The 15,241-nt window shown below is 71.4% G+C and carries 14 protein-coding genes; 2 read left to right on the forward strand and 12 right to left on the reverse strand.

Annotation, left to right across the window (positions count from 1 at the left end; translation table 11 throughout):
• Positions 1-73 precede the first annotated feature (73 nt).
• The 6 genes from FB554_RS10955 to FB554_RS10980 all read right to left on the reverse strand — a co-directional run bounded on the left by FB554_RS10955 (position 74) and on the right by FB554_RS10980 (position 5,831).
• Positions 74-1,108, reverse strand: a complete 1,035-nt coding sequence (locus tag FB554_RS10955; RefSeq protein WP_142006029.1) for a BMP family lipoprotein — start codon at positions 1,106-1,108, stop codon at positions 74-76.
• Positions 1,109-1,281: 173 nt separating this feature from the next.
• Entirely contained in the window at positions 1,282-2,520 is a 1,239-nt protein-coding gene (locus FB554_RS10960; protein WP_142006031.1) for an amidohydrolase, read from the reverse strand.
• 26 nt (positions 2,521-2,546) lie between these two features.
• The gene (locus FB554_RS10965) at positions 2,547-2,951 is read right to left on the reverse strand and encodes a barstar family protein (protein WP_142006033.1); all 405 of its coding nucleotides are present in this window, start codon (positions 2,949-2,951) and stop codon (positions 2,547-2,549) included.
• Positions 2,948-3,484, reverse strand: coding sequence for a guanyl-specific ribonuclease (locus FB554_RS10970; protein ID WP_236022375.1), 537 nt, complete (start codon positions 3,482-3,484; stop codon positions 2,948-2,950). Before FB554_RS10970 ends, FB554_RS10965 begins: the two co-directional genes overlap by 4 nt.
• Complete coding sequence (locus FB554_RS10975; RefSeq protein ID WP_236022376.1) at positions 3,481-4,623, reverse strand: quinone-dependent dihydroorotate dehydrogenase; 1,143 nt, start codon at positions 4,621-4,623, stop codon at positions 3,481-3,483. Before FB554_RS10975 ends, FB554_RS10970 begins: the two co-directional genes overlap by 4 nt.
• Positions 4,624-4,715: 92 nt before the next feature.
• A complete protein-coding gene (locus tag FB554_RS10980) occupies positions 4,716-5,831 on the reverse strand; it encodes a mannose-1-phosphate guanylyltransferase (protein ID WP_142006035.1) in 1,116 nt (371 codons plus the stop codon).
• Between the two features lie 94 nt (positions 5,832-5,925).
• Between FB554_RS10980 and FB554_RS10985 the strand changes: the two genes are divergently transcribed.
• On the forward strand, positions 5,926-7,062 hold the full coding sequence (locus tag FB554_RS10985) for a glycosyltransferase family 4 protein (RefSeq protein WP_142006037.1): 1,137 nt from the start codon (positions 5,926-5,928) through the stop codon (positions 7,060-7,062).
• 675 nt (positions 7,063-7,737) lie between these two features.
• Here the strand turns inward: FB554_RS10985 and FB554_RS10990 are convergent.
• Genes FB554_RS10990 through trpS form a run of 5 tightly spaced genes read right to left on the reverse strand, consistent with a single transcriptional unit; the run spans position 7,738 to position 12,783 of the window.
• The gene (locus FB554_RS10990; protein ID WP_142006040.1) at positions 7,738-8,478 is read right to left on the reverse strand and encodes a succinate dehydrogenase/fumarate reductase iron-sulfur subunit; all 741 of its coding nucleotides are present in this window, start codon (positions 8,476-8,478) and stop codon (positions 7,738-7,740) included.
• A complete protein-coding gene (locus FB554_RS10995) occupies positions 8,475-10,454 on the reverse strand; it encodes a fumarate reductase/succinate dehydrogenase flavoprotein subunit (protein WP_142006042.1) in 1,980 nt (659 codons plus the stop codon). The genes FB554_RS10990 and FB554_RS10995 overlap by 4 nt, the downstream gene beginning before the upstream one ends.
• Before the next feature lie 13 nt (positions 10,455-10,467).
• On the reverse strand, positions 10,468-11,172 hold the full coding sequence (locus tag FB554_RS11000) for a succinate dehydrogenase cytochrome b subunit (RefSeq protein WP_142006044.1): 705 nt from the start codon (positions 11,170-11,172) through the stop codon (positions 10,468-10,470).
• Positions 11,173-11,219: 47 nt separating this feature from the next.
• A complete protein-coding gene (locus tag FB554_RS11005) occupies positions 11,220-11,753 on the reverse strand; it encodes a 2'-5' RNA ligase family protein (RefSeq protein WP_142006046.1) in 534 nt (177 codons plus the stop codon).
• 19 nt (positions 11,754-11,772) lie between these two features.
• Complete coding sequence (gene trpS, locus FB554_RS11010; protein ID WP_142006048.1) at positions 11,773-12,783, reverse strand: tryptophan--tRNA ligase; 1,011 nt, start codon at positions 12,781-12,783, stop codon at positions 11,773-11,775.
• 45 nt (positions 12,784-12,828) lie between these two features.
• On the opposite strand from trpS, the gene FB554_RS11015 reads away from it, so the two are divergent.
• On the forward strand, positions 12,829-13,632 hold the full coding sequence (locus tag FB554_RS11015) for a DeoR/GlpR family DNA-binding transcription regulator (protein ID WP_142006050.1): 804 nt from the start codon (positions 12,829-12,831) through the stop codon (positions 13,630-13,632).
• On the opposite strand, the gene FB554_RS11020 is transcribed toward FB554_RS11015, so the two are convergent.
• Positions 13,626-15,068 carry a sugar transferase gene (locus tag FB554_RS11020; protein WP_170206848.1) on the reverse strand — a complete coding sequence of 481 codons (1,443 nt, stop codon included), beginning with the start codon at positions 15,066-15,068 and terminating at the stop codon, positions 13,626-13,628. The two genes, FB554_RS11015 and FB554_RS11020, sit on opposite strands and share 7 nt — an antisense overlap.
• Between the last annotated feature and the right edge of the window lie 173 nt (positions 15,069-15,241).

A 15,241-nucleotide genomic window follows, 5' to 3' on the forward strand; every position in this document is an offset into this window, starting at 1 on the left:
GGGACGACGACCCGGGTGGCACGGTAGCGCGCCACCCGGGTCGGTGTCGTGAGGTGCGGCCGGGCCGCGCAGGTCAGCTCGCGGGCACCTTGATGGTGCCGTCGACGATCTGCTTCTGCAGGGCGTCCAGCTGCGGCTTGATGTCGTTGATGTGCCCGCCGGTGGTGGCGACGCTGACGCCGCCGTCCTTCAGCGTGAAGGTGCGCACGCCCGCCTTGAACGAGTCGTCCTTGACCGACTTGATGAAGTCGAAGACGCCGACGTTCACGTTCTTGACCATCGAGGTCAGGATGAGCGGACGCACGGCCGGGTCGGCGGTCAGCGCCTGGTCGGAGTCGACGCCGATGGCCCACTTGCCCTTGCTCGCACCGCCCGCGGCGTTGGCGGCGTTGAACACGCCCGCGCCCGAACCGCCGGCCGCCTGGTAGACGATGTCGGCGCCCTTCTGGTACATGCCGTCGGCCGCGGTCTTGCCCTTGGCCGAGTCGGCGAAGCCGCTGAAGTCCGGCGGCTGGGTGAGGTAGGTGGTGTCGACCTTGATGCTCGGGTCGATCTTCTGGGCGCCGGCCTTGTAGCCCGCCTCGAACTTCTTGATCAGCGGGGTCTGCACGCCGCCGACGAAGCCGATCTGCTTGCTCTTGGACTTCAGCGCGGCGGCCGCGCCGACGAGGTAGGAGCCCTCGTTCTCGGCGAAGGTGATCTGGGCGACGTTGGGGCCCTTGGAGTCGGCCGAGGCGTCGTCGATGATCGCGAACTTCACGTCGGGGTTGGCCTTGGCCATCTTGCCGACCGACTTCGCGTAGGCGTAGCCCACCGCGATGATCGTGGTGTAGCCGCCGTCGACCAGGCTCTGCAGGCGCTGCTCGCGGGCCGACTCCGACTCGCCGGTGCTGGCCTCGGACTCCTTGCCCTCGACGCCGAGCTCCTTCTTGGCCTGGTCGAGGCCGCGGGCGGCGGAGTCGTTGAACGACTGGTCGCCACGGCCGCCCACGTCGTAGGCGAGGCCGACCTTCATGGCGCCGTCGCCGGAGGCGCCCGCGCCGTCGCCGCTGTCGCTGGACCCGCAGGCCGTCAGTCCCAGGGCGAGAGTGGTGAATGCGGCGGTCATGCTGAGAGCGCGGCGCACGGGATCTCCTTCGTTGCTCGGACGTCCCCGGCGCCTGGTGGGGTGGACGTGCCTGCGCCGCGGGACCGTTCGGCCTGGTGACGGCACGAACCGACCGGACTCTACTCGCGGGTCGCGCCCCGCGGGGAGGTCCTCCGTGCGGGGTGATCCAACCGTTACCGGATGGGCGAGGTGGCGTCTCCCGCACCGTGGTACAGCGCCGCGCCGGCCAGCAGCGTCGCGCCGTGACCGATGGCGCGCTCGTCGACGACGAGGTCGCCCTGGTGGAGCTCGTACGTCGTCCCGCCCGGCGTGCGCGTGCCCAGCCGGGCCATCGCGCCGGGCACGTCGCCGAGGTACCAGGAGAAGTCCTCGCCGCCGAGCGACTGCCGCGTCGGCACGACGGCGGCCGGGCCGAGCGCGCTGCTCGCGGCGCGGCTGAGCGCCAGCACCGACGCCGCCTGGTTGACCACCGGCGGCACGCCGCGGACGTACTCGGTCTGCACGCTCACGTCGTAGGGCGCCGCGACCTCCTGCACGATCTTCTCGACCCGCTCCCCCAGGTCGCGCCACGCCTCGACGTCGAGCACCCGGATGGTGCCGGAGGCCGAGCCGCTGGCGGGGATGACGTTCTGGGCGTTGCCGGCGTGCACCGTGCCCCACACGAGCACCACGCCCGAGCGCGGGTCGAGCCGGCGAGACAGCGCAGCCGGGACGTCGGCGACGATCTTGCCGAGGGCGTAGACCAGGTCCTGGGTCAGGTGCGGGCGCGAGGTGTGGCCGCCCTTGCCGTGCAGGTTCACGGTGAGCGCGTCGCAGGCCGAGGTGATCGGGCCGGTCGCGAGGCCGACCTCGCCCACGTCGATGCTGGGGTCGCAGTGCACCGCGAAGATCTCGTCCACGCCGTCGAGCGCGCCGTGCTCCATCATGTGGTGCGCGCCGCCGGGGACCCGCTCCTCGGCGGGCTGGAACAGCAGCCGCACCGCGCGGCCCTGGGCCTCCAGCTCGTCCTGCACGTGGGCCAGCGCCAGCCCGGCGCCGAGGACCACGGTGGTGTGCACGTCGTGGCCGCAGCCGTGCGCGACGCCGTCGATGGTCGAGGCGTACTCCAGGCCGGTGCGGTCCTGGATCGGCAGCGCGTCGAGATCGGCGCGCAGCGCGACCCGGCGGGTCGGCTCGGCCGCCCCCACGTCGGCGATGACACCGGTCCCGGGAAGGCGGCGATGGCGTACGCCGGCGCGGGCCAGGTGCTCGCAGACGACGTCGGTGGTGCGCGTCTCCTGCCAGGACAGCTCGGGGTGGGAGTGCAGGTCGCGGCGGACCTGGACGAGCACGGGATCGAGCTCGGTGACCCGGTCCCGCACCCGCTCGGTCAGCTCGCTTCCGAGGTGGTCGGTGGGGAGGGGACTGTTCACAGTTGAATGATTCTACGCCCGTCGCCTCAGCCGGACGCGCGCACCACCAGGACAGCGGGGCTCGGCGCGGGCTCCTCGGCCCGCTCCAGCAGCACCTCGCGCAGGGTCTCGCGCAGGGACTCCTCGAGGTCTTCGGAGCCCGTCCAGGCGAGCAGCGTGCCGGGCGTGGCGTCCAGGTCGCGCAGCGCGTCGGCGAGGGCGTCCCAGTTGCGGCCGAACCACGCGGGCAGGTCGAGGTCGCGCGCGACGCGATCCATGAGGGCGGCCTTGTCCTCGATCCCGGAGGTGTCCAGGCGGGCGGTGCGCCAGCCCGCGTCGGCGGCCAGGCGCAGCACGTCGGCGGCGGGGGCGGCGGTGCGGAACCCGCCGCCGCGGCCCTGCGCGAGCGCGGTGCGCAGGGTGGGGCGGGGTTGGTCGGCGGCGTCGCTCATCGGTTCTCGCTCACGATCCTGCGGAAGGAGTCGTAGTGGTCGTCGGTGTAGTAGAGCGTGCCGTCGCGCGCGGCCACGATGCGCCGGGCGCCGCGGTCGTTCTCCCCCGGCGTGCGCACGGTGTACTCGCGGTAGTAGCCGCGCGGCTCGATCGGCAGCAGCCGCTCCCGGTTGCCGAACACCGAGCCGTCCTGGCGGTAGGGGAACGGCCCGTCGCGCTCGATCAGCCGCATCGTCTCGCGCGCCTCGGGCGGCAGGTCTTCGGCGGCGACCGTCGCGTAGCCGTCGGAGCGCTCGGGGCCCTCGCTGCTGCGGGTGGCGCCGTCGGTGCCGCGCCCGGTCGAGGAGCCGCCGGAGGGGCTCGGCGACCAGGCGCCCTGGTCGGTCGTGGTGGCGTACGTCCGCGTCGGCTCCGCGGACCCGTCGCCCCCGCCGCGCGAGCCGTAGGCGATCAGCGCGATGAGCCCCAGCACGACCAGCACCACCATCGGCCAGCTGCGCCGCAGCGTGGACACGGTGGACCGGTTGATCATGCGTGGTCCTTTGAGCCGGTCGACCAGGGCGGAGCGCCGGCGGAGCCCGCCGCCAGCCGGGTCGCCAGGGCGGTGACCAGGGCGGGGCCGCGATAGATCAGCCCGGTGTAGACCTGCACCAGCTGGGCGCCGGCGTCGACCAGGGCGACCCCGTCGTCGGGCGTCATGACCCCGCCCACCCCGATCACGGGCAGGTGCGTGGCCTGCGCGAGCCGGCCGACGACGTACCGCGAGCGCCGGGTCAGAGGCGCCCCGGAGAGCCCACCGGCCTCGTCGGCCAGGGGCAGGTCGCGGGCCGCCAGGCCGTCGCGGGACAGCGTGGTGTTGGTCGCGACGACCCCGCTGACGTCGGCCTCGTGGGCGACCTCGAGCACCTCGTCGAGCGCCTCGTCGGTGAGGTCGGGCGCGACCTTGACGAAGACGGGGACCGGCCGGGCGTCGCGGCGCCGGGCCAGGTGCGCGGCCTCGGAGGTGATCGCGGCGAGCAGCTCGCGCAGCGGCTCCTTGTCCTGCAGCGAGCGCAGCCCCGGCGTGTTGGGGCTGGAGACGTTGACCGCGAGGTAGTCGGCCAGCCCGTCGAGCGCGCGCACGCTGGTGAGGTAGTCATCGACCGCGTCCTCGACGGGGACGACCTTGGTCTTGCCGATGCTCACGCCGACGGGGATCCCGACCTGGCCGACCTCGCGCAGCCGGGCCGCGAGCGCGGCGGCGCCGGCGTTGTTGAAGCCCATCCGGTTGATGATCCCCCGGCTTGCGGGGAGCCGGAACAGGCGCGGCTCGGGGTTGCCCGGCTGCGGCTGACCGGTGACCGTGCCGAGCTCGACGTGCCCGAGGCCGAGCGCGGGCCAGGCGCGCAGGGCCAGGCCGTCCTTGTCGACGCCGGCGGCCAGGCCGACCCGGTGCGGGAAGGTGATGCCGGCGACGGTCACCGGGCTCTCGGGCGCGCGCTGCAGCCGCGCGACGGCGGCCAGGCGGCGCGGCTCCTCGGCGAGCGCGGCCAGCCGCCGCAGCGTGTCGTGGTGGGCGGCCTCCGGGTCGCCTCCGCCGGTGCGGAACAGCACGGGCCGCACCGCACCGCGGTACCCGACGTCGAAGATGCGCGTGCGGATCGCGGCGGCGCGGGACGTACGAGAAACCACGGTGGCGACCCTATCCCCGCAGCTGAAACGCAGTTCTGGCGGTTTGACTCCGCTGCAGTGGAGTCAGAGCGCTGGAACCGCGTTTCAGCGGGTCAGGTGAGGTCTTCGCGGCCGGAGAGCTTGAGCTTCTCCACGATCTGCTTGACGTCCTGGGCGCGCTCGCGGGTGGTGACCATGACGGCGTCGGGGGTGTCGACCACGACGACGTCGTCGAGGCCGAGGGCGACGACCGTACGTCCGGAGCGGGGGGCGATGACGCCGGTCGAGTCCTGCATGACCACCAGCTCCTGCTCCCCCAGCACCTTCACGCCGGGGGCGTCGGCGGACTCGACGAGCACCGAGGCGAGCGAGGCGAAGTCGCCGACGTCGTCCCACTCGAAGTTGCCGGGGACCACGGCCACCCGGCCGTCGACGGCGGCCGGCTCGGCGATGGCCGGGTCGATCGCGATCTTGGTGAGGCGCGGCCACAGCTCGTTGAGCCGCATGGGGTTGTTGGCGATCGAGCGCAGGTAGTGCGCCATCAGCGGCTGGTAGTGCGCCAGCATGTCGAGCAGCACCGACGCCTTGACGACGAACATGCCGGCGTTCCAACGGAACTCGCCGCTGCTGACGTAGGCCTGGGCGGTCGGCGCGTCGGGCTTCTCGACGAACGCCCGCACCGCCAGGGCCCGCGGCGCGCCGGGGATCTCCAGCGGCAGACCGGTCTGGATGTAGCCGAAACCCGTTGCGGGATATGACGGTTCGATGCCGATCGTGACGAGCTTGCCGGTGTGGGCGACGGCGACGGCCTCGCGCACGCACTCGCGGAAGGCGTCCTCCTGCCCGATCACGTGGTCGGCGGCGAACGAACCGATGACGCCCTCGGGGTCCTGCTGCTCGACCAGCGCGGCGGCCAGTCCGATCGCCGGCATCGACTCGCGGGGCGAGGGCTCGACCAGCAGCCCGTCGTCGCCGAGGTCGGGCAGCTGCTCGCGCACCGACTCGGCGTGCAGCACGCCGGTGACGACCATCAGCCGCTCACCGCACAGCGGCTCCAGCCGGTCGACGGTGCCCTGCAGCAGCGACCTGCCGCTGCCGGTCAGGTCGTGCAGGAACTTCGGCGAGCCCGCCCGCGACAGCGGCCACAGCCGCGTCCCGGAGCCGCCCGCCGGCACGATGCCCCAGAAACCCGCCATCTCGCCTCGCTCGGTCACGCCACCCTCGGACATAGCAGGGACGCTAACCCACGCCGTTCACCGACCGCTCACCAGACACTCAGGTCGGTGATCCCGCGATTCCACCCCGCGTCGGGACCGTGGTGGTGTGCGCATCGCCATCGTGACCGAGTCGTTCTTGCCGACGCTCAACGGTGTGACCACGAGCGTCTGCCGAGTCCTGGATTGCCTGCGCGAGGCGGGGCACGACGCCCTGGTCATCGCCCCCGCGCCGGCCCCCGCGACCTATCGCGACTTCCCCGTCCGCACCGTCCGCGGCGTCACGCTGCGCCAGTTCCGGGTGGGGCTGCCGTCGTACGAGCTCGAGGGCGTGCTCGCCCGCTTCTCGCCCGACGTGGTCCACGCCGCCTCGCCGTTCGGCCTCGGCGCCCGCGGCCTCGCCGCGGCGCGCAACCTCGGCATCCCGAGCGTCGCGGTCTACCAGACCGACATGCCGAGCTATCTGAAGCAGCACGGCGGCCCGCTCGGCGCCCCCGTCGAGCGCGCCGCGTGGCGCTGGATCCGGCATTTCCACACCCTCGCCGACCTCACCCTGGCGCCGAGCACCCAGACGCTGCAGGAGCTTTCGGCCCACGGGGTGCCGCGCACGGCGCTATGGCGGCGCGGGGTCGACGCGGAAAGCTACTCCCCCGAGCGGCGCAACGACCCCGAGGTCGCCGACCTGCGTTCGATGCTGGCCCCGCGCGGCGAGACGATCGTGGGGTACGTCGGCCGACTCGCCCCCGAGAAGGAGTGCCACCGCCTCGCCGAGGTCGCCAACCTTCCGGGCGTCAGCCTGTGCCTGGTCGGCGACGGCCCGACCCGCAGCGCGCTGGAGCAGCTGCTCCCCCGCGCCAACTTCCTGGGCTACCGCAGCGGGCTGCCGCTGGCGCACGCGTACGCCGCGCTCGACGTGTTCGTGCACACGGGCACCAAGGAGACGTTCGGGCAGACGCTGCAGGAGGCCATGGCCGCCGGGCTCCCCGTCGTCGCCCCGGCCGCCGGCGGACCGCTCGACATCGTCAAGCCGGGTGTCACCGGGCTGCTGTTCGACCCCGAGCAGCCGGGCTCGCTGCGCCAGGCCGTCGGCGGGCTCGTGGCCGACCCGGCGATGCGCGCGCGGATGGGCGCCTCCGGCCGCGGCAAGGTCGAGACCCGCAGCTGGAAGACGCTGACCGCCGAGCTGCTGGAGTTCTACGGGTCGGTGATCAACCCCGCCTGGGCCCCCGGCATCCGGGTGGCGTGAGGCGGTCTCAAGGTGGTCGAGTGGCCTCCGACGATGGTCGAGTAGGACGCGAGGGACGAGCGGCCGTATCGAGACCCCCCCAAGGCGGTCGAGTGGCCTCCCACGGTGGTCGAGTAGGCCGCGAGGGACGAGCGGCCGTATCGAGACCCGTCACCACGGTCTGTGGTCATCGAAAGGCGCCTGGAGGCGGGAGTCGGGGCGTGGTCGGCCTGGTCTGGCGGCTCGCGGTGGCGACGTTTCTGACAGAACCCGACGTTGTTGACACGGACAGGCGTTGTTGACAGGACTGCGTGCTGTAGCAGCCGTTTGTGTCAACAACGCGGGGTCGTGTCGAGATCGTGGGGTGCTGTCAGGACCGACCCCGCCCAGACTGGCCAGAATCTCTCAGAGTGGTCACGAACTAACAGACTGGTCAGTTGCAACCGACCACTTTGTTAGTTCGCGACCACTCTGGCGATGTACGCCCTCGGCGACTCGCGAGAACGACGTCACCCCAGGCGTACTCACGCCTCCCGGCGCTTTTCGGTCACCACCGAGCGCGGTGACCGGGTCTCGATACGGCCTCCGCTGCGCTCCGGCCTACTCGACCAGCGTGGCCGGTCTCGATACGGGCTCGCCTAGCGGCTCGCCCTACTCGACCAGCGTGGGGAGCCGCTCGACCGCCTTGGGGCCGGGTCAGCTGTGGCGCTTGGCGCGGCGGAAGTCGGAGTTGAGCGTGGAGATCACGTCCAGCGGGATCTCCTTGGGGCAGGCGCCGGCGCACTCACCGATGTTCGTGCAGCCGCCGAAGCCCTCGTGGTCGTGCTGGTTGACCATCGAGACCACGCGGGCGTCGCGCTCGGGCTGGCCCTGCGGCATCTCGCCGAGGTGCCGGATCTTGGCGCCGACGAACAGCATCGCCGAGGCGTTCGGGCAGGCCGCGACGCAGGCGCCGCAGCCGATGCACTTGGCCGCCTCGAACGCACGGTCGGCGTTCTCCTTGGGCACCGGGGTCGAGTGCGCCTCGGGGGCGGCACCGGTGTTGACAGAGATGTAGCCGCCGGACTGGATGATCCGGTCGAACGCCGACCGGTCGACCACCAGGTCGCGCACGACCGGGAACGCCTCGGCGCGCCACGGCTCGATGGTGATGGTGTCGCCGTCGGTGAACGAGCGCATGTGCAGCTGGCAGGTCGTGGTGACCTCGGGGCCGTGGGCCTCGCCGGAGATCATCAGACCGCACATGCCGCAGATGCCCTCGCGACAGTCGCTGTCGAACGCCACCGGCTCGACGCCCTGCTCGATGAGCTGCTCGTTGAGCACGTCGAGCATCTCCAGGAACGACATCTCGGGCGAGACGTCGGAGATGGGGTAGGTGACCAGCTCGCCGGCGACGTCGGGCCCGTCCTGCCGCCAGATCTTGAGGGTGAGATTCACTTGTAGCTCCGCTGCTTCAGCTCGATGAACTTGTAGACGAGTTCTTCCTTGTGCAGGGTCGGCACGAGCGCACCGGTCTCGTCGATGCCGGTGAACTCCCAGTTGGCGACGTAGGCGAACTCGTCGTCGTGCCGCAGCGCCTCGCCGTCCTCGGTCTGGCTCTCGACCCGGAAGTGGCCGCCGCAGGACTCGCGACGGTGCAGGGCGTCGATGCACATCAGCTCGCCCAGCTCGAGGAAGTCGGCGACGCGGCCGGCCTTCTCCAGCGACTGGTTGAGCGTGTCGGCGCTGCCGAGCACCCGCACGTTGCGCCAGAACTCCTCGCGCAGACCGCGGATGAGGCCGATGGCCTTGCGCAGCCCCTCGTCGGAGCGCTCCATCCCGCAGTACTCCCACATGATGTGGCCGAGCTCCTTGTGGAAGGAGTCGACGCTGCGCTCGCCCTGGATCGCCAGCAGCTTCTGCAGGCGGTCCTCGACCTGGGCCCGCGCCTCGACCACCTCGGGGGCGTCGTCGGTGACCTTGTCGAACGGTCCCTCCGCGAGGTAGTCGCGGATGGTGTTGGGCAGCACGAAGTAGCCGTCGGCGAGGCACTGCATGAGCGAGCTCGCACCCAGCCGGTTGGCTCCGTGGTCGGAGAAGTTGGCCTCGCCGATGGCGTACAGGCCCGGGATGGTCGTGCGCAGGTCGTAGTCGACCCACAGCCCGCCCATCGTGTAGTGCACCGCGGGGTAGATGCGCATCGGCACCTCGTACGGCGACTCACCGGTGATCCGCTCGTACATGTCGAAGAGGTTGCCGTACTTGGCCTTGACCTGGTCCTTGCTCAGCCGGGCCATGGCGTCGGCGAAGTCGAGGTAGACGCCGCGGCGGAAGTCGCCGACCAGCGGGCCGACGCCGCGACCCTCGTCGCAGACGTTCTTGGCCTGCCGGGAGGCGATGTCGCGCGGGACCAGGTTGCCGAACGAGGGGTAGATCCGCTCCAGGTAGTAGTCGCGGTCCTCCTCGGGGATGTCGCGCGGGTCCTTGTCGGCGTCCTCGCGGCGCTTGGGCACCCAGATGCGGCCGTCGTTGCGCAGCGACTCCGACATCAGCGTCAGCTTCGACTGGTAGTCGCCGGAGACGGGGATGCAGGTCGGGTGGATCTGGGTGTAGCAGGGGTTGCCGAACAGGGCGCCCTTGCGGTGCGCGCGCCAGGTGGCGGTCGCGTTGCAGCCCATCGCGTTGGTGGACAGGAAGAAGACGTTGCCGTAGCCGCCCGTGGCCAGCACGACCGCGTCGGCCAGGTGGGTCTTGATCTCGCCGGTGGTCATGTCGCGCGCGACGATGCCGCGGGCGCGGCCGTCGACGATGACCAGCTCGAGCATCTCGTGGCGGGTGAACTCCTGCACCGTGCCGGCCTGCACCTGGCGCTCCATGGCCTGGTAGGCGCCGATCAGCAGCTGCTGCCCGGTCTGGCCGGCGGCGTAGAACGTGCGGGCCACCTGCACACCGCCGAACGAGCGGTTGTCGAGCAGGCCGCCGTACTCGCGGGCGAAGGGCACGCCCTGGGCGACGCACTGGTCGATGATCTTGGTGCTGACGTCGGCCAGGCGGTAGACGTTGGACTCGCGCGAGCGGTAGTCGCCGCCCTTCACGGTGTCGTAGAACAACCGGTAGACCGAGTCGCCGTCGTCGTTGTAGTTCTTCGCCGCGTTGATGCCGCCCTGGGCCGCGATCGAGTGGGCGCGGCGGGTGGAGTCCTGGTAGCAGAAGACCTTGACGTTGTAGCCGTCCTGGCCCATCGTCGCGGCGGCCGAGGCGCCGGCCAGGCCGGTGCCGACGATGATCACCGACAGCTTGCGGCGGTTGGCCGGGTTCACCAGCTTGTTGGTGAACTGCTTCTCCGGCCACATCTTGGTGATGTCGACGTCGGGCGTCGCGTGGTCGCTGATCGGGTCGCCGAGGCGGTACAGCCCCTCCACGAGTTCACTCATGATGTCGTCCCTCTTAGTTGATGACGTCGAACTGGACCAGCAGCGGCGGCAGGATGAAGCCGATCGAGATCACCAGGCCGACGACGGCACCGGCGGTCTTGGCGATGCGGCGGCTCTTGGGGGTGCTGGTCAGCCCCAGGGTCTGGGCGGCGCTCCACACCCCGTGGTGCAGGTGCAGGCCGAGCGCGACCATCGCCGCGAAGTAGATGAGCGTGATCCACCAGATCTCGAAGCTCCCGACCAGCAGCTGGTAGGGGTTCCCGGTCTGGCCGTCGCCGAAGTTCATCTTCGGCGCGGTGAACTGCAGCAGGTGGAAGATCACGAACAGCAGCAGGGCGAGGCCGCCCCAGCGCATGGTGCGCGAGCTCGGCGTCGACGCCGGGTTCTTCTTCACCTGGTACTTCTGCGGGCGAGCCTTGCTCGCGCGCGCGGCGAGGATCGCCGCGGAGGCGACGTGCGCCACCAGCGACACGATCAGGCCGACGCGCAGGATCCACAGGAGGCCGGCGTACGGCAGGATCGGCTCGCCGATCGTGCGGATGTGCTCGGCGTAGGTGTTGAACGAGCGCTCGCCCTGAAGGACTTTGAGGTTGCCGGCCATGTGGGCGGCGACGAAGAGCACGAAGACCACTCCCGAGACCGCCATGAGCGTCTTCAGGAAGAGCGTGGTCCCTGCCTTCGACGTCCGCTCAGCAGCGGGGAGGGTGTTGGTTGCCACAACCGAAGATTACTGCTGCGTTCGCCGGAGGTTGGGGTGAGGGGAACCTAAGACGCCGTCGTGTCGTTGAGACCCAGCTCGAATCGGTCGATCGGCCGCCACACACGGTCCTCGCCGTGCAGGTAGAGATCGAACGCCGACACCTCGAACTGGCAGCGATATCCGGCCAGCTCCTCGAAGGTCCGGTCGAGCGCGTCGTCGTCGACGGCCTGGGCGACGGTGACGTGCGGGTGGTAGGGGAACTCCAGCTCGCGGCGCACCGGGCCCGAGCGCACCGCCTGCTCGAGCCGCTCGCACATGCCGATGCCCTCGGCGACCGCGACGAACACCACCGGCGAGACCGGGCGGAAGGTGCCCGTGCCCTGCAGCGTCATCCGGAACGGCGCGGCCGCGGCCGCCACCGCGCGCAGGTGCTGGGTGAACTCCGGCTGCTCCACCTGGGCCAGGTCGGTCGGCGGCATGAGCGTGACGTGGGTGGGGACCGCGTCGGCGAGCGGGTCGCCGGAGCGCCGGCGTGCGTCCTGCAGCTGCTCGCCGTAGGGCGCGGGCACCGGGATGCTGACGCCGATCGTGGTGGTCATGGCCGCAGCCTGGCGCAGCTCAGGCGCCGGCGGGCAGGAACCCGACGGCGTCGTACGCCTTCGCCAGCGTGGGCGCGGCCACCTCGCGTGCGCGGTCGGCCCCCCTGGCGAGGATCGCGTCGAGCTCGCCCGGGTCGGCCAGCAGCTCGTCGACGCGCTGCTTGAACGGCTGCTGCACCGCGACGACCAGCTCGGCGACGTCGGTCTTGAGCGCGCCGTAGCGGTTCTCCCCCGCGTAGCGCTCGACGAGGGTGTCGATCGAGTCGCCGGAGAGCGCGGCGTGGATGCGCAGCAGGTTGGCGATGCCCGGCTTGGCGTCGGGGTCGAAGCGCACGGCGTTGTCGGTGTCGGTGACGGCCGACTTGACCTTCTTGGTGTTGACCTTGGGCTCGTCGAGCATCATCAGGTTGCCGGCCTGGTTGTCGGCCGACTTGCTCATCTTCGCGGTCGGCTCGGCGAGCGACATGATGCGCGCGGTCTCGGACGGGATGTGCGCCTCGGGCACCACGAACGTGTCGCCGTAGCGGGCGTTGAACCGCTGCGCGAGGTTGCGGGCGAGCTCCAGGTGCTGGCGCTGGTCGTCGCCGACCGGCACGGCCGCGGTGTCGTAGAGCAGGATGTCGGCGGCCATCAGCATCGGGTAGGCGAACAGCCCGACGTTGGTGCCCTCCTGCCCGCGCTTGCCCGACTTGTCCTTGAACTGGGTCATCCGCGCGGCCTCGCCGAACCCGGTGATGCAGTCCAGGATCCACGCGAGCTGGGCGTGCTCGGGCACGTGGCTCTGCACGAAGACGGTCGAGCGCTCGGGGTCGACACCGCCGGCGAGGTACTGGGCTGCCGTGACGCGCGTACGTCGGCGCAGCTCGGCCGGGTCGGGCGCCACGGTGAGGGCGTGCTGGTCGACCACGCAGAAGAACGCGTCGAACTCGTCCTGCATCCGCACCCAGTTGACCTGCGCGCCCAGGTAGTTGCCGAGGTGCAACGAGTCGTGCGTGGGCTGCATGCCGGAGAACAGGCGGGGCTGGGACATGGCGATGATTCTGCCAAGGGCGCGCCGCAGCCCTACCGTGGGTGGGTGCTGGCGAGACAGCGGCAGGAGCTGATCCTGCAGGAGGTCGAGCAGACCGGCGGGGTGCGCGTGTCGGATCTGGTCGACCGGTTCGGCGTCTCCGACATGACCGTGCGCCGCGACATCGAGGTGCTGGCCCGCAAGAACCTCGTGGTCAAGGTGCACGGCGGCGCGACCGCTGCGGGCACGCGCCACCCCGACGAGCCGGGGTTCTCGGTGAAGTCGGAGATCAACCCGGCGCACAAGTCGCAGATCGCGCGCACGGCCGCCTCGCTCATCGAGCCCGGCTCGACCATCGCGGTGTCGGCCGGCACCACGGCCTACGCCGTCGCGGTCGAGCTGCGGCCGATCAAGCGGCTGACGGTGGTGACGAACTCCCCGCGCGTGGCGGAGGTGCTGTTCGACGCCGACCGCGACGACCAGCTCGTGGTGCTCACCGGTGGGGTGCGTACGCCGTCCGACGCCCTGGCCGGGCCCGTCGCCAACACGATGCTCGCCGACATCCACGTGGAGACGCTGATCCTCGGCGTGCACGGGATCGACCTGGCGGCCGGCCTCACGACCCCGAATCTGCAAGAGGCACAGACGAATCGGGCGCTGATCAGGAGTGCGCGACGGATCGTCGTGGTGGCCGACCACAGCAAGTGGGGCGTCGTCGGCCTGCAGACGATCGCGCCGCTCGGCGACGTGGACACCCTGGTGACCGACGCCGACCTGGACCCCGAGGCGCGGCGGGCGATCGCCGACCTGGGGGTGCAGCTGATCGTGGCGCCGCGCTCGGACGAGGACGCGTCGGGGGTCGGTCAGTAGGCGCCGCGGCCCTGGACGACGGCCCCGACGGTGCGGCCGAGGATCACCAGGTCGCCCAGCACGGACCAGTTCTCGACGTAGTAGAGGTCCAGGCGCACCGACTCCTGCCAGGACAGGTCGCTGCGGCCGTTGATCTGCCACAGACCGGTGGCGCCGGGGCGCACGAGGAGGCGACGGCGTACGTCGTTCTCGTAGCCGGCGACCTCGTGCGGCAGCGGCGGGCGCGGGCCGACCAGGCTCATGTCGCCGCGCAGCACGTTGATCAGCTGGGGGGTCTCGTCGATGGAGAACCGGCGCAGCAGGCGCCCGACACGGGTCACCCGCGGGTCGTCGCGGTCCTTGAACAGCAGGCCGGAGCCGTCGTGCTCGCCCTCGCGCAGGTCGAGCTCCTCGGAGTCGGCGCCGACGCGCATCGAGCGGAACTTCCAGATGCGGAACGGGCGGCCGTTCTGGCCGATGCGCTCCTGGCGGTAGAACAGCGGCCCGCGGTCGTCGACCCAGATGGCGACCGCGGTCAGCGCCCAGACGGGCAGCAGCAGGAGGAGCATCGGGATGGTCAGCAGGTAGTCCATCGCGACCTTCGCGACCAGCTTGGGGCCGGAGAAGGTGGGCCGCTCGACGTAGAGCAGCGGCAGGCCCGACACCGGGGTGGCGCTCAGGCGCGGGCCGGCGATGTCGATGAGGCCGGGCAGCACGACCAGGCCGGTGCGGGTGCCCTCGAGCGCCCAGCCCAGGCGCTTGAGCGCCTCGGGGCCCGAGCGCGACCCGGCCCAGGCGACCAGGTCGTAGCCGCCCTCGATCGCGACGGTCGCGGCCTGCAGCTCGCGCCCGACCACCGGACGCCCGTGCACCTGACCGTCGCCGGGCGACTCGTCGGAGCAGATGCCCTCGACCCGGAAGCCGGCCCCGGGCTCTCGGTCGGTGGCCTCGATCAGCTGGGCGATGTGCAGGCTGTCGCCGACGGCGAGCACCCGGACCGACAGCTCTCCGTCGCGCCGCAGCCGGACCAGCCGGCGCCGCCAGAGCCAATGGCTGAGCATCAGCAGCAGGATGCCGAGCGGCAGCGCGACCAGGACGTAGCCGCGGGCCAGCTGGTATCGCAGGGCATAGCTGAGCAGCGCGACCAGGGCGAACAGCTGGACCGTCGCCGTGATCGTGATGACGAACTCCTTGGAGCCGTGCCCCAGGACGTCGGGTCGGTAGGCGCCGCGCAGCAGGAGCGCGATGGACCAGCCCACGGCGAGAGCGAGGGTCAGGCTGGCGTAACGGATCTCCGACCCCGCGACCTGCGCGGCCTCGGCGCCGAACCGGAAGAACTGGGCGGACGCGAGCGCGACCGCGACCATGACGAAGTCGGTCAGGAAGAGACCGACCCGGAAGCGCCGGAGTCGGTCGGTGCGGGCGCGCGAGGCGACCTCGGGGCGCGGTTGCGGCACCGGTCGCAACGTCGAGGGGTGGGACTCCGCAACCCGATGGGGGTCGACGGACGTGCTCATGACTCATCACCCCTTCGCGCTCGTGGTCTCAAGCCACCGTCCCCCGCCGCAGCCATCGGCCTCACCAACAGACCAGATTACTCCGCAGATTCCGTGGTTATCACACCGTAACC

This window comes from Barrientosiimonas humi (genome assembly GCF_006716095.1).
In the GTDB taxonomy this organism is placed as follows: Bacteria; Actinomycetota; Actinomycetes; order Actinomycetales; family Dermatophilaceae; genus Barrientosiimonas; species Barrientosiimonas humi.